15 protein-coding genes are annotated in these 13,599 nt (G+C 69.9%); 9 read left to right on the forward strand and 6 right to left on the reverse strand.

Annotation, left to right across the window (positions count from 1 at the left end):
- The first annotated feature begins 37 nt into the window (after positions 1 to 37).
- Together ACK41C_RS11530 and ACK41C_RS11535 are read left to right on the forward strand one after the other, a co-directional pair.
- Positions 38 to 334 (forward strand): hypothetical protein, encoded by a 297-nt coding sequence (locus ACK41C_RS11530; RefSeq protein ID WP_409654212.1) that lies wholly within the window; start codon positions 38 to 40, stop codon positions 332 to 334.
- Positions 335 to 404: 70 nt separating this feature from the next.
- Positions 405 to 2,000, forward strand: coding sequence for a hypothetical protein (locus tag ACK41C_RS11535; protein ID WP_409654215.1), 1,596 nt, complete (start codon positions 405 to 407; stop codon positions 1,998 to 2,000).
- 10 nt (positions 2,001 to 2,010) lie between these two features.
- Here ACK41C_RS11535 and ACK41C_RS11540 read toward each other — a convergent pair whose 3' ends face one another.
- Positions 2,011 to 2,496 (reverse strand): 3D domain-containing protein, encoded by a 486-nt coding sequence (locus tag ACK41C_RS11540; RefSeq protein ID WP_409654218.1) that lies wholly within the window; start codon positions 2,494 to 2,496, stop codon positions 2,011 to 2,013.
- A 167-nt stretch (positions 2,497 to 2,663) separates the two neighbouring features.
- On the opposite strand from ACK41C_RS11540, the gene ACK41C_RS11545 reads away from it, so the two are divergent.
- The 4 genes from ACK41C_RS11545 to folD all read left to right on the forward strand — a co-directional run bounded on the left by ACK41C_RS11545 (position 2,664) and on the right by folD (position 5,681).
- Entirely contained in the window at positions 2,664 to 3,245 is a 582-nt protein-coding gene (locus ACK41C_RS11545) for a glutathione S-transferase family protein (RefSeq protein WP_409654220.1), read from the forward strand.
- A 9-nt stretch (positions 3,246 to 3,254) separates the two neighbouring features.
- Complete coding sequence (locus ACK41C_RS11550; RefSeq protein WP_409654222.1) at positions 3,255 to 4,262, forward strand: S1/P1 Nuclease; 1,008 nt, start codon at positions 3,255 to 3,257, stop codon at positions 4,260 to 4,262.
- The gene (locus ACK41C_RS11555; protein ID WP_409654225.1) at positions 4,262 to 4,711 is read left to right on the forward strand and encodes an NUDIX domain-containing protein; all 450 of its coding nucleotides are present in this window, start codon (positions 4,262 to 4,264) and stop codon (positions 4,709 to 4,711) included. The genes ACK41C_RS11550 and ACK41C_RS11555 overlap by 1 nt, the downstream gene beginning before the upstream one ends.
- A gap of 76 nt (positions 4,712 to 4,787) precedes the next feature.
- Positions 4,788 to 5,681, forward strand: a complete 894-nt coding sequence (folD, locus tag ACK41C_RS11560; protein WP_409654227.1) for a bifunctional methylenetetrahydrofolate dehydrogenase/methenyltetrahydrofolate cyclohydrolase FolD — start codon at positions 4,788 to 4,790, stop codon at positions 5,679 to 5,681.
- 80 nt (positions 5,682 to 5,761) lie between these two features.
- Here the strand turns inward: folD and ACK41C_RS11565 are convergent, their stop codons facing one another.
- The 4 genes from ACK41C_RS11565 to ACK41C_RS11580 are packed head-to-tail and all read right to left on the reverse strand — an operon-like array spanning position 5,762 to position 9,235.
- On the reverse strand, positions 5,762 to 6,397 hold the full coding sequence (locus ACK41C_RS11565) for an ABC-type transport auxiliary lipoprotein family protein (RefSeq protein ID WP_409654229.1): 636 nt from the start codon (positions 6,395 to 6,397) through the stop codon (positions 5,762 to 5,764).
- Entirely contained in the window at positions 6,394 to 7,332 is a 939-nt protein-coding gene (locus ACK41C_RS11570; RefSeq protein ID WP_409654231.1) for an MlaD family protein, read from the reverse strand. Before ACK41C_RS11570 ends, ACK41C_RS11565 begins: the two co-directional genes overlap by 4 nt.
- Entirely contained in the window at positions 7,332 to 8,129 is a 798-nt protein-coding gene (locus tag ACK41C_RS11575; RefSeq protein WP_409654234.1) for an ABC transporter ATP-binding protein, read from the reverse strand. Before ACK41C_RS11575 ends, ACK41C_RS11570 begins: the two co-directional genes overlap by 1 nt.
- Complete coding sequence (locus tag ACK41C_RS11580; RefSeq protein ID WP_409654237.1) at positions 8,126 to 9,235, reverse strand: MlaE family lipid ABC transporter permease subunit; 1,110 nt, start codon at positions 9,233 to 9,235, stop codon at positions 8,126 to 8,128. Before ACK41C_RS11580 ends, ACK41C_RS11575 begins: the two co-directional genes overlap by 4 nt.
- A gap of 214 nt (positions 9,236 to 9,449) precedes the next feature.
- Here ACK41C_RS11580 and ACK41C_RS11585 point away from each other — a divergent pair, with 214 nt between their 5' ends.
- Positions 9,450 to 9,803 carry a hypothetical protein gene (locus tag ACK41C_RS11585; protein ID WP_409654240.1) on the forward strand — a complete coding sequence of 118 codons (354 nt, stop codon included), beginning with the start codon at positions 9,450 to 9,452 and terminating at the stop codon, positions 9,801 to 9,803.
- Positions 9,804 to 9,852: 49 nt separating this feature from the next.
- Positions 9,853 to 10,365, forward strand: a complete 513-nt coding sequence (locus tag ACK41C_RS11590; protein WP_409654243.1) for a YdcF family protein — start codon at positions 9,853 to 9,855, stop codon at positions 10,363 to 10,365.
- On the opposite strand, the gene ACK41C_RS11595 is transcribed toward ACK41C_RS11590, so the two are convergent.
- Positions 10,362 to 11,114 (reverse strand): helix-turn-helix transcriptional regulator, encoded by a 753-nt coding sequence (locus ACK41C_RS11595; RefSeq protein WP_409654246.1) that lies wholly within the window; start codon positions 11,112 to 11,114, stop codon positions 10,362 to 10,364. The two genes, ACK41C_RS11590 and ACK41C_RS11595, sit on opposite strands and share 4 nt — an antisense overlap.
- Before the next feature lie 120 nt (positions 11,115 to 11,234).
- Here ACK41C_RS11595 and ACK41C_RS11600 point away from each other — a divergent pair, with 120 nt between their 5' ends.
- On the forward strand, positions 11,235 to 13,598 hold the full coding sequence (locus tag ACK41C_RS11600) for a TonB-dependent receptor (RefSeq protein WP_409654248.1): 2,364 nt from the start codon (positions 11,235 to 11,237) through the stop codon (positions 13,596 to 13,598).
- Position 13,599: the final 1 nt, after the last annotated feature.

Raw genomic sequence — 13,599 nt, forward strand, 5'->3', positions numbered from 1 at the left:
GAACGCCCCCGCAATATGGTTAATTCGGGGATACAACATGCGCAGATTGGATTTCATCGCCGCCTCGGCCGGTCTGTTCGGCTGCGCCTTGGCCTATGTCGCCGCCCTCGACGGGGCGGAGGTTCCGAGCTTCGAGGCGCGGGCCGAGCGCGCCCGCGCCCTGGAGGCCGAACTCGCCGAGGCGGTGACCAGCCTGGGCGGCGCCTTCGAACGATGCCAGAGCCTGGCGCTGACCGCCTCGGAGGACGGCGAACAGACGCTCGCGGCGGGCCCGCAGGCGGAGTTGGCCGACGCCTGCTGGGCGGCCGCGCCCGGCGCGATCTTCTGGGGCTGACGGCTAGGCTTGCTGTAGAGGCCCTTCGAGGGCCAAGCTTCCGCCAACGAAAAGACGGCGGGAGGAAGACATGGGCGTCTGGAGAGCGGCCGCGGCGGCGGCGAGCCTGTCGCTGGCGGCGGGCGGGGCGTGGGCTCAAGCCAAGGTGGAGACGCTGGTTCCGGGCTCCGCCTTCCACGGGGTGCACGGGGTTCGTTTCAGCCCGGCGGGCGAGCTCTACGCCGGCAGCGTGGCGGGGCAGAGCCTCTACAAGGTCGACCTTGCGGCCGGAACCGCCGAGGTGGCGGTGGGGCCGCCGCATGGCATGGCCGACGACATCGCCTTCGGCCCCGGCGGCCAGATGGTCTGGACGGCGATCCTGGAGGGCGTGGTCTACAGCCGGCGCGGCGACGGGCCGGTGGAGGCGTTGGCCAGGGATCTTCCAAGCGTCAACTCCATCGCCTTCTCGCGGGACGGCCGGCGGCTGTTCGCGGCCCAGGTGTTCGGCGGCGACGCGCTGTGGGAGCTCGATCCCGCCGGCGTCAAACCGCCCCGCCTGATCCACGGCGAGCCCCTGGGCGGCTTCAACAGCTTCGCGGCGGGGCCGGACGGCTGGCTCTACGGGCCGCTATGGTTCAAGGGTCAGGTGGTGAAGATCCACCCCGACACCGGCGAGCTGAAGGTGGTGGCCGAGGGGTTGGATACGCCGGCGGCGGCGAAGTTCGGCGCCAAGGACGATCTCTATGTGCTCGACACCGCCTTGGGAGAGGTGGTGCGGGTGGACATCGCCACGGGCGCGAAGGCCAGGGTCGCCCAGCTCGCCAGCGCGCTCGACAACCTGGCGGTGGCCCCTGACGGAAAGCTGGTGGTCTCGAACATGGCCGACAACGGCCTGCAGGTGGTGGATCCCGCCACCGGCGCCGTGCGGCAGGTCATGAAAGGCGCGCTGGCCTTCCCGGCGGACCTCGCCCTCTCGGAGGACGGCGAGACCCTCTATGTGGCCGACGTCTTCGCCTATCGGGCGGTGGACGCCGCGGGCGGCGCGGTGCGCGACATCGCCCGGGTGCACACCCGTGGCTCGAAGCTGGAATATCCGACCGGCGTCAGCGTGGGGCCGGATCGCGTGGTGCTGGCGAGCTCGCCGGCCGGGGCGGTGCTGGTCTACGACCGGCGCACGGGCCAGGCGCTGGAGGTGCTGCACGGCTTCAACGCGCCGTCGGACGCCCTGGAACTTGTCGCGGGCGAACTGCTCGTGGCGGAGATGGGGGGCGGCGATCTGCTGCGGGTCCGGGGCGAGACGCGGACCAAGGTCGCCTCGGGGCTGGCTGCGCCCGCGAGCCTGGCGGCGGGTCCAGGGAACAGCGTCTATGTGGCCGAGGTGGCGGGCGGACGGGTCAGCCGCGTGGACCTGGGGAGCGGCGCGCGCACGACCATCGTCGAGAACCTGAAGCTGCCCAAGGCTGTGGCCGTCGGCCCGGACGGCCGGCTCTTCGTGCTGGAACTGGGCGAGCGGCGGGTGATCTCCGTCGATCCGGCGAGCGGGGCGGTGAGCACCGTGGCGGGCGATCTGCCGGTGGGGCTCGTGACCCAGCCCGTACCGCTGGCGGGCGGGATCGCCGTGTCGGCTACCGGGGTCGTCTACGTCACATCCGACGTGGAGAACTCGATCCTGAGGATCGTCCCCTGAGGGCGGGCCGTCAGGCCGGCGGGCAGCCCTTGAACTCGCCGACCTTCTGCACGGTCAGCTTGGCGAGGTTCAGCGACATCAGCGGCTTCATCGAGGATTTGCCGTGGCCGGTGTAGAGGTCGATCTTCTCGCCCTTGATCGCGCCGCCGACGTCGGTGGCGTACCAGTAGCCGTCGTGGGTGGAGCCGTCGGGCATCGGCAGGCCGACGGTTTCCTTGATGAAGAGCTTGGAGCGGCGCGGAATCACGCTGCGGTCGATAGCCACCGTGCGCATCGCCACCACCCTGCAACCAAGGGAGTCGAGTGCGCCCACGCCCTTGGCGCCGGCGTGGTAGAGGGTCGCCTTCATCCGGAACTCCGGGGTTCCGGGGAGCGTTCCGGTCAGGGCGGAGATGATCAGGTCCCCGATGGGGTCCGAGTTCTGCGCCGCTTGGGCGCTGGAGGTCACCCCGAACAAAATCGGTAGGGCAGCCAGGGCGGCGAGGCGGCGTCGCATGACGGCGTCTCCTTCGTCGTTTGTCTGTCAGCGGGCGATGACTACCGGGACTCAGGCGGCGGAGTCAAACCTGTGTGAAGCTCCGCTAACATCGGCGTGAAGCCATCGTCGCTTGCGCCGCGCTGCGGCTTGGCTATGCCATCCCTTGTGCAGCAAGGGATGAAGCGATGCGGATCTACGGCGACTCGATCTCCGGCAACTGCCTGAAGGTGAAGTGGACGGCCGACCATCTGGGCCTTGCCTATGAGTGGATCGAGACCGACATCCTCAAGAGCGAGAGCCGGACCCCGGAGTTTTTGGCGCTCAACCCCGCAGGCCAGGTGCCCGCCGTGGTGCTGGACGACGGGCGGCCGCTCGCCCAGTCCAACGCCATCATCCTGCACTTGGCCGAGGGTTCGGACCTGATTCCGACGGACGCCTACGACCGCGCCCGAATGCTGGAATGGATGTTCTGGGAGCAGTACAGCCACGAGCCCTATGTCGCCGTGGCTCGCTTCCACGTCCGCTATGCCGGCAAGGCGGTTTCGGAACTGGAGCCGCGGCTTGTGGAGCGCGGCCGCGCCGCTCTGCAACGGCTCGAGGACGGATTGGCGGCTTCGCCCTTCCTGGTGGGCGAGGCGCTCAACCTCGCCGACGTGGCGCTGGTGGCCTACACCCGCGTCGCCCACGAGGGCGGCTTCGAGCTTGCCGCTTATCCGAGGGTCGAGGCCTGGGTGAAGCGGGTGGAGGCGGCGCTGAAGATCGCCTAAAGGGGCGGCATGACCCGCACAGCCGCTCTCGCCGCCGTTCTCGTCGTCGCGCTCAGCCCCGCGCCCGCCCTGGCCTGGGGGTCCCATGGCCACAGGATCGTGGGTGAAGCGGCCATGGCGGCCCTGCCGGCGGAGGTTCCGGCCTTCCTGCGCACGCCGCGGGCGATCGCCGATGTGGGCGAGCTTTCGCGCGAGCAGGACCGCACCAAGGGCGCCGGCCGCGTCCACGACCACAACCGCGATCCCGGCCACTTCGTCGACCTGGACGAGGAGGGCCGCGTGCTGGGCGGGCCGCTGTTTTCGCCCCTGCCGCCGACCCGCGCCGAATATGAGAAGGCCCTGCAGGCCGCCGGCCTCGACAGCTGGAAGGGCGGCTATCTGCAGTATTCGATCATCGACCGCCACCAGCACCTGGCGAAGGAATTCGGCTATTGGCGCGCGGTGGGCGCGGCGCTCGCCCGCGAAAAGGACCGCACGCGCCGGGCCTGGCTGCAACGCGATCTCGCCCGGCGGGAAGCCCAGATTCTGCAGACCATCGGCGACCTCTCCCACTTCGTCGGCGACGGCGCCCAGCCCCTGCACGTCAGCGTGCACTACAACGGCTGGGGCGACTATCCGAACCCCAAGGGCTACACCAACGCCCGCATCCACGGCCCCTTCGAGGGCGAGTTCGTGGCGCAGAACGTCAGCGCCGAGGCCGTTCGCGCCGGCATGGCGCCGTTCCGGCCCTGCGACTGCGCCGTCGAGGCGCGCACGGTCGACTATCTGCTGGCCTCGCTGACCCAGGTGGAGCCGCTCTATGCGCTGGAGAAGGCCGGCGGCCTGCGGGCGGGCGATCCGCGCGGCCGCGCCTTCGTGACCGAACGCCTGGCCGCCGGCGCCTCGGAACTGCGGGACATGGTGACGGAGGCCTGGCGCGTCAGCCTCGACGCCACGGTCGGCTGGCCGGCGGTGAAGGTCCGCGACGTTCTGGACGGCAAGCTCGATCCGTTCGACAGCCTCTACGGCGTCGATTGATGGTCAGCGCGCCGCAGTTCGGCCAGCCGGAGGCCGGCCGCGCCTACCCCGACCGGCCGGCCGCCTTCGCCATCGTCGAGCGCGACGGCAAGGTGGCGACGGTGCGCGTCGACTATCCCGGGGGCTGTCGCGTGGACCTGCCCGGCGGCGGGATCGATCCCGGCGAGGACGCGGCCCGGGCGGCGACGCGGGAATGCGGCGAGGAGGCGGGCCTGAAGGTCGCCATCGAGGGTGAGGTGACCCGCGCCGACCACTACTTCGTCAACGAGGACGGCCATTCGGTGAACACCCGCGGCGTCTTCTTCGCCGCCAAACTGGTGACCGAGGCGCCGGAGCTGAAGATCGAGGACGACCACACCCTCGTCTGGATGACGCCGCACGAGGCCCTGGTCCGCCTGGATCGAGACTCCCACGTCTGGGCGCTCGCCGCCTGGCTGCGCCGCCGCTGAGCGAGCATTGCGCCCGGGCCGGCGAAGCGCTATCGCCACCGCGACTCCGAAAACCGGTTCCGAACAGCGAGGGCGCATGACCGCGCAGATCATCGACGCCAGGGCCATCGCCGAACGCCTGCGGGCCGAAGTCGCCGCCGAGGTCGCCGAACTGAAGGCGCGCCATGGCCTGACGCCCGGCCTGGCCGTGGTGCTGACGGGCGATGATCCGGCCAGCCAGGTCTATGTCCGCTCCAAGGGCGAGCATTCGATCGCCGCCGGCATGCACTCGATCACCCGCCGGCTTCCGGCCGAGACGAGCCAGGCCGAACTGCTGGCGGTGGTGGACGAACTGAACCGCGACCCCGCCATCCACGGGGTGTTGGTGCAGCTGCCCCTGCCGAAAGGCCTCGACGAGCAGGCGGTGATCGCCGCCATCGATCCGGCCAAGGACGTGGACGGCCTGCACTTCGTCAACAGCGGCCGCCTGGCCCAGGGGCTGCCGGCGCTGACGCCCTGCACGCCGCTCGGCTGCATGATCCTCCTGCGCGAGACCCTGGGCGACCTGACCGGCGCGCGGGCCGTGGTGGTGGGCCGCTCGGTGCTGGTGGGCCGTCCCATCGCCCAGCTGCTGCTGCAGGCCGACTGCACCGTCACCATCGCCCATTCCCGCACCCGCGACCTGCCGGCCGTCTGCCGCGAGGCCGACATCCTAGTGGCCGCGGTCGGCCGGCCGCAGATGATCCAGGCCGACTGGATCAAGCCGGGCGCGACGGTGATCGACGTCGGAATCAACCGCGTGCCGTTCCGCGATCCCGTGAAGGCCGCCGCCGGCAAGACCAAGCTGGTGGGCGACGTGGCCTTCAAGGCCGCCTGCGAAGTCGCGGGCCACATCACGCCGGTGCCCGGCGGCGTCGGCCTGATGACCGTGGCCTGCCTCCTGAAGAACACCGTGACCGCGGCCAAGCGGATCGCCGGTCTTGAGGCGTAATGCGGTCCCAGGACTTCGGAAAAACGGCTCAACCCGGCGAGGCCGGGGCCTAAGCTGAGGTTGCAGATACGAAAACGGCGCTAACCGGCCGGCGTCGCCGTGCGGTTGGTCCAGGTCACCAGCTCGCCGAGCGCCTGGCCCACCGCCTGGTCATAGGCCTCGACGATGGCCGAGACGCGGTTGTCGGCGGCGCGGACCTGGGTTTCGAACACCTGGGCCCCGGCCAGGGACCGGTCGGCGCGGGCCAGGGTGGCGCGCAGGCTGACGTGGACGACGGGTGCGGCGCGCGGGCCGCGATCGTAGACAGCCTCGAACCGCACCACATCCAGCCGCAGGCTGTATTCGGCGCGCGAGGCCTCCAGGCGCGAGACCAGCCGCGCCGCGCCCGAATTGAGATCGAAGGCGCGGGCTACGGCCTCGTCGAACAGGGTGACCGCCGGCGCCACCCAGCGGCTCTCGGCGATGTAGCTGGCTTGCGCTCCGGTGATCGCCAGCAGCCGATCCCCGGCCGCCGCCCGCGTGAACGATCCGCCGCTCCGCGCGACGCCGACGTTCCCCGTCCGCTCCCCCGCCGCGCTTAACAAGGCGGCGGGGCGGCCCTCGAACCGATAGAGCTGCGAGGGTTCCGCCTCGGGGAATAGCGAGATGCAGGCCGAGAGCGACAGCGCCAGGAGGCCCGCGCCGCAGAGGCGGAGGAGGAGCGATGGGCGGATCAAGGTTGCACCTCCAGTTCGCGCGCCGGCGGCTTGCCGATGAGCGCGCGGGGATTGGCTTCGAGCTGACGCACCAGCCGGTCGAGAGACTCGGCGGTTTCGGCCAGGGCGCTGGCGGCGGCTGTGAGTTCGGGCAGCCCGGTGGTCGCGAACTCGCCCACCGGGCGCTCCAGTTTGCCCATCATCAGGCGGATGTCTCGGGCGGCGGCCTGGGCCTCCTCGGCCGCGTCGGCCACGCTCTTCATGGTGCGCCGCCCGTCGCCGTCCACGATCTCGTTGCCGTTCTTCGCCAGCAGGGCGATTTCGGCCGCGGCGGCGTCGATGCTCTGCAGCGCCTTCTGGGCGTCGGCGACGATGGCCTTGCGCTCGCGGAGCTCGGCGGTCACCGCCTGGGCGTCGTTCAGGGCCGCGGTGAAGGTGCGGATGTTCTGGTCGGAGAGCACGCGGTTGATCCGGTCCAGGGCCTCCACCGTGCGGGTCAGGACGGTGCCGCCCCCTTCCAGGAGGTCGGAGAGCGTGCTGCGCTGGCTGCGGATCACCGGCACCTTGTCGTCGGGCGTCACGTCCTTCAGCAACCGCGCCGAGGGCGTGCCGGCGGTGATCTGGATATAGTTCACACCGGTGACCCCTTGCGGCTCGAGCGTGGCGAAGGAGTCGGTGCGGACCGGCACTTCGGCGCCCATGCGGGCAGTGGCGATGACGTTGTTGGGGTTGGTGCGGTCGAGCTGGATGCGCGTCACCTCGCCCACCTTGATGCCGTTGAAGTGCACCTCGCCGCCTTGCGAGAGGCCGCGGACGGGTCCCTGGAAGACGATGTCGTAGACGGTGTAGTCGCGCGCCACCGTCCAGCGGCCCAGCCAGACCACGAAGATCAGCAAGCCCACGATCAGGATCAGGGTGGAGAGACCCACCAGGGCGTAGTTGGCGTCTTTTTCCATCACTCCACCGTTTCGGCCTGGCGCGCCCGGTGCGCGGCGCGCCCGCGGGGCCCCAGGAAGTATTCGCGGATCCAGGGATGGTCCGACCGCTCCAGCTCCTCCACCGGAGCTGCGGCCACCACCTTCCTGTCGGCGATCACCGCCACGCGGTCGGTGATCGTATAGAGGCTGTCCAGGTCGTGGGTGATCATGAAAACGGTCAGGCCGAGGCTGTCCGACAGGTCCTTGATCAGGTCGTCGAAGGCCGCGGCCCCGATGGGGTCCAGCCCGGCCGTAGGCTCGTCCAGGAACAGCAGTTCGGGGTCGAGCGCCAGGGCCCGCGCCAGGCCGGCCCGCTTGCGCATGCCGCCCGAAAGCTCCGAGGGCGCCAGGGAGCCTGCCTCCGGCGGCAGGCCGACCATGGCGATCTTGAGATCCGCCAGCTCCTCGACCGTGCGGCGGGGGAAGTCGGTGTGCTCGAACATGGGGGCGGCGACGTTCTGCCGTACGGTGAGGTTGGAGAACAGCGCCCCTTGCTGGAAGAGCACGCCCCAGCGGTGCTCAAGGGGCCGCTCGCCCTCGGGCGTCTCGGAGCCGACCTCGCGGCCGAACACCCGCACGACGCCTTCGTCGGCGGCCTTCAACCCGATGATGGTGTTGAGCAGCACCGACTTGCCCGAGCCCGAACCCCCGACCACGCCCAGGACCTCGCCCCGTTGGACGACCAGGTCCAGATGATCGTGGATGACCCGGTCCCCGAACCGGGTGACGAGCCCGTGCACCTCGATGGCCGGTTCGGCGGCGGAGGCCACGGTCACAGGTCGAGCTCCATATAGATCAGGGCGAAGATCGCATCGATCAGGATGATGGCGAAGATGGCGTGCACCACGGCGGCCGTCACCCGCCGCCCGAGCGATTCCACGTTGCCGCCCACCTCCAACCCCTGGCGGCAGCCGATGCCCGCCACGACCGCGGCCACCACCGGCGCCTTATAGAGGCCGAGCCAGAACTGCGTCGCGCCGACGTTCTCCACGATCCGCTGCAGGAAGAAGGCGGGGCCGAGATCAAGCACCGTCCAGGTGACGAGAAGGCCCCCAAACAGGCCCGCCAGGTCGGCCACGAAGGTCAGCAGCGGGATGGTGATGAGCAGGGCGGCCAGTCGGGGCAGCACCAGGGCCTCGAAGGGGTCGACGCCCAGCACTTTCATCGCGTCGATCTCCTGGTTCATCTTCATCGCCCCGATCTCGGCGGCGAAGGAGGAGGCCGATCGCCCGGCCAGCAGCACGGCGGTGATGATGATCCCGAACTCGCGCAGCACGGCGATGCCGATCAGCTCGACCACGAACACCTCGGCGCCGAACTGACGCAGCATGTTGGCGCCCAGAAGCCCCACCACCGCGCCGATGAAGAACGAGGCCGTGGCCACCACCGGCAGGGCGTCGAGGCCCGCGCGCTCGGCATGGGCGATCACCGGCGCCCAGCGAATCCGCGTCGGATTGAGGAGTCCCCGAAGCGAGACCACCAGCAGCTTGCCGACGAAGGCCATGGTCTCGAGGAACTCGCGCCCGAGGTTGAACACCCCCTTGCCCAGGCGGATGGTCAGCTCGTGGAAGCCTCGCGGCGCCGGCCGTCCCTTGGGCCGCGCGCGGGCGGCCTCGCCCACCAGTTCGAGCAGCCGCGCGGTTTCCGGCCGCGCCCGCACCGCCGCAGGATCCAGCGCGCCGCCTGCGGCCCGGATGACGCCGTAAGCGCCGGCGGTGTCCAGCCGGCCGATGTCGGTGAGGTCGAAGCTCACTCCCCGGCCGACCGACCGCGCCAGCCGGTCGGCCGCGTCGCCCAGGCTGGCGGCCGTCCAGTCGCCGGTCAGCACGGCGGCTGGGCCGTCGCCGCCATCCACCAGGCTGAAATCTGCGGTTCGATCCATCGGCTCGCGTCGCTAGAGGGGCGCTCGCCCCGAGTCAGGGCGTTCCGCCGACAAGCTAGCAGAGCCGGCGCCTGAGCCGGAACGCCTTATGGCGAAGGCTGTTCCGCTATCGCGACTTATCATCCTGCGGCCTATCTTTCGCCCAAGTCGAGCGGCTATCAACGCGCCGGGGCCGTTCGAACGGCCCTGCGTCAAACACGTGGGGAGCGTATCTTTGACCCGCCAGATCGAAATCGCCGGCAAATCCGGAACCCGCTATCGCTATACCGCGCTGGACCAGGATCGGCTTCTGCCGCCGGCGGGCGCCAATTTCATCCTGGCCCGGACAAGCGGCGAGGGGGTGGAGGTCCTGTTCGCCGGCGAGACTGACAGCCTTTCCGGCGCCACCTGGCGTCAGCCGCTGGAGGAGGCGCGCAGCCGGTTCGGCGACGACGTGGACATCCTCACCCGGCTCAATGTCCGCAGCGCCGTGCGCCGCGACGAGCTGGAGGACGTGGTGGAAGAGCATCATCCGCCGATGAACGCGCGCCGGCGCGACGAGCCGCCCGAGGTCCAGGCCGAAGCCTAGATTTGCCGGCGGCGGCGGGCGGCGGCATCTTCGCCGGAGCGAGGCGGCCTTGAGCGAACACCTGATCGTCATACTGGGCGCGGCGGTGGGGCGGGACGGCCGCGCCAGCCCCGCCCTGATGCGCCGGATCCTGCGCGGCCACGCCCATGCGGTGGCCAGGCCCACGGCGCCGGTCTTCTGCTCCGGCGGCGTCGGCCGCTATGGCCCCTCGGAAGCCTCGATCATGGGCGAACAGCTCGTCGCCATGGGCGTGGCGCCCGCCCGGCTGATCCTGGACGAAGACAGCTGCGACACCTTGCAGACGGGGATCGCCGCGGCGCGCCTTGTCCGTCGGGAGGGGCTGGCGGGCGCGATCGTCTGCACCGACAGCTATCATGCCCCGCGTTCGCGGCTGATCCTCGAAGCGCTGGGGGTGCGGACCCTCGACGGATCCGTCCCGGCCGGCCTGCGGGAGATGGGCGCGGCCGCCTGGCTGCGGATGCGCCTGCGCGAAGTCCCGGCTATCCCATATGATGGGGTGCTGGCGCTGGCCAAGCGACGGCTGCTGGTGGAGGGCCGCTAACGGACCGCGGCCCAGCGTTCGCCCAGATAGCCGAGCCCTGCAGCGCGCCGCACGGCCTGAGGCCGGCCCGCCACGCCCATCTTCTCGGCGGCGTTGCGCATGTGAAAGCGGACCGTCGGCGTGGAGATGTCCATGATCTGGCCGATCTCGGAGTCGGTCTTCCCCTCGGCCGCCCACTTCAGGCACTGGATTTCGCGGCGGGTCAGGCGCACGGGCTCCAGCCGGCGGCGGCCGCGCAGGTCGTTATACGCACCCAGCAGCTTCAGGGTCAGGGCGTGCAATTCGGCCGCACGTCGCTCGTAGATCGGCTGGATGTCGAACGTCTCCGGCGAGGCCCAGACGATGGCGCCGATCACCCCGCCCGGCATGTGCGCCGGCGCGATGATCGAGGTTCCCACCGCGACGTCCTCGGAGGCCTGAACCACCTCGATCTGCTCCAGCCGCGGCTGCCGGCGCCACGCTCCGAAACGACCGTCCTGGAAGTAGAAGGGCTCGGCCGTGTAGCGGCAAGCGAAAACGAAGGGCGAGCGCAGGGCGAAGCCGCGGTCCTTCCAGTATTCGAGTTTCGGGTCGACCCAGCGGAACAGGGTCTCTACGAAGGGACGGCCCTGGGCGTCGCGCATGGGTTCAGGATCGCCGATATCGGCGCTGACGGCGACGTAGGGCAGGCCGAGTTCCACGCCTACGGCACGCACCTCTTCGGCAAGGGACTGGACGAACGCCGCTTCCGTCTCGGCGTGCTGCTTCATCCCCGTCACCCTGGCCGAGGCGCCCCCTGCGGCGCCTATCACTTCCGCTAGCTTGTCGCTCGCCGAGGCGTTTCGCAACCATCCCGCCTCAGCCGCGACAGACGGCGACGGGAGGGACCTATGAAGTATCCGACGACGATGGCCTCGGGCCTGGCCCTGGCCTTGGGCATGGCTGTTCCGGCCGTAGCCCAGACCGACGCCACGGTGGCCGAGCTGGTGGTCACCGCCCAAAAGCGCGAGCAGAACCTGCAGGACGTGCCGGTGGTCGTCACGACTCTTCCGCAGCGCCAGCTTCAGGACGCCGGCGTGCGCGACATCAAGGACCTGCAGGTTCTGGCGCCTGGCCTCAGCGTCACCTCCTCCACCAGCGAGGCTCAGACCTCCGCCCGGATCCGGGGTGTGGGAACCATCGGCGACAATCCTGGCCTCGAGTCCTCCGTCGGCACCGTGGTCGACGGGGTCTATCGCGCGCGCAGCGGCGTGGCCTTCGGCGATCTGGGCGAGCTGGAGCGGGTCGAGATTCTCAAGGGGCCGCAGGGCACGCTGTTCGGCAAGAACACCTCTGCGGGCGTCATCAACGTGCTGACCCGCGAGCCTTCCTTCACCTTCGGCGCCGACGGGGAGCTGACCTTCGGCGACCACGGCGCCCGGGGCGTGGCCGTCAGCGTCACCGGCCCGATCGCGGGTGACGTCATGGCCGGACGCCTCTACGCCGCAAAGCGCGAGCGGGACGGCTTCGCCAGCGTGCGCACCGGCGCCGGGCCACGCACGCGCACCGACGACACCGACCAGAACTATTACACGGTCAGGGGCCAGCTGCTGATCGAGCCCGCCGCCGCCTTCCGCGTGAAGGTGCTGGCCGACTATTCCGACCGCGACGAGCACTGCTGCGTCAACTTCGTCACCCTGCCGGGGCCGACAGCGGCGATCATCGACGCGCTCGCCGCCGACGAAGGGCTGCTGCGCCCCGCCGATCCGTTCTCGCGCGTCACTTACGCCAACCGCGATATGGGTTCGAAGATCACGGACAAGGGCGTTTCAGCCCAGGTGGACTGGGACATCAACCCCGACGTGTCGCTGACCTCCATCACCGCATTCCGTGAGTGGCGGGCGGAGAACGGCTCGGACATCGACTTTTCAAGCGCCGACATCTGGTACCGCCCAGCGGACGGCTCCAGCTTCAACCAGATCAAGGCTTTCTCCCAGGAGGTCCGCCTCGCCGGGGCCACCGAGAGCCTGAACTGGCTGATCGGCGTCTTCTATTCCGACGAAGACCTGAAGGCGGCGACGGCCACGACCTTCGGGACGGCCTACGAGCCCTATTTCGGTCTGCTGCTCTCCGGCGGGACCAATCCGGCCGCGGTTTCGGCGCTGACCGGCCTCCCATTCGGGACCAATTTCCCGGCGGGGCAGGGGCCGCGCGACGCCTACGACCACAAGTCCAATGGCTGGGCGATCTTCACCAACAACAGCTGGAAGGTGACCGACGCCTTCGAGCTGACGCTTGGCCTACGCTACACCGACGACGAGAAGACGGTGCGCAGCCACTACCGCAACTCGGTTCCGGCGGCCGCGTGCGCGGCGGCCATCGTCCGGCCCATCCCCGCGGCTGCGCGCACACCGATCTGCGCGCCGCACTCCGATCCCGCCTTCGACAATGTGGTCACCAACCAGACGCGCGGCGAGAACCGCTGGAGCGGGACCCTGAAGGCCAGCTATCGCTTCAACGAGGGGGTCATGGCCTACGCCTCCTATGCGGAGGGCTTCAAGAGCGGCGGCTTCAACCTGGATCGCGCGCGCTTCGCCATCGGTCAGATCAATCCCGACACCAGCTTTCCGGCCGAAACGGTGGTCAGCTACGAGCTGGGGGTGAAGACCAACACGCCAGACTATCGCCTGCTGGCGAACGCCACGATCTTCCACCAGACCTACGAGAACTTCCAGCTCAACACCTATACCGGCATCTCATGGCTGGTGGCCTCGATCCCCGAGGTGATCTCTCGCGGGGTCGATATGGATGTCATGTGGCGCACGCCGCTGGACGGGCTGAGTTTTTCCGGCGGCGCCACCTATGCGGAGACGCAGTTCGGCGACTTCACCCCGCCGGCGGGAATCTCGGCGCGCCTGCCGCACAGCCGCCTCTCCTATGCGCCGCTGTGGTCGGTCGCAGGTACGGCCAGCTACGAGCGGCCGGTGGCCGAAACGCTGGAATTCCGCGCCAGCCTGTCGGCCAAGTACACCTCGGAATACAATACGGGGTCGAACCTCGACCCGCTGAAGTCGCAAGAGCCGCTCACCCTGGTGAACGCCCGGCTGGCGCTCGGCGCGGCGGATGAGCGCTGGTCGGCCGAGCTCTGGGCGCAAAACCTGACCGACGAGGACTATCACCAGGTGATCGTCGACCAGCCCCTGCAGACCGGCACCTTCGCCACCTTCCTGGCCCCGCCCAGAACCTACGGCCTGACGCTTCGAGCGCGCTTCTGAG

Origin of the sequence: Phenylobacterium sp. (genome assembly GCF_046290725.1) — a bacterium.
Classification (GTDB): domain Bacteria; phylum Pseudomonadota; class Alphaproteobacteria; order Caulobacterales; family Caulobacteraceae; genus Phenylobacterium.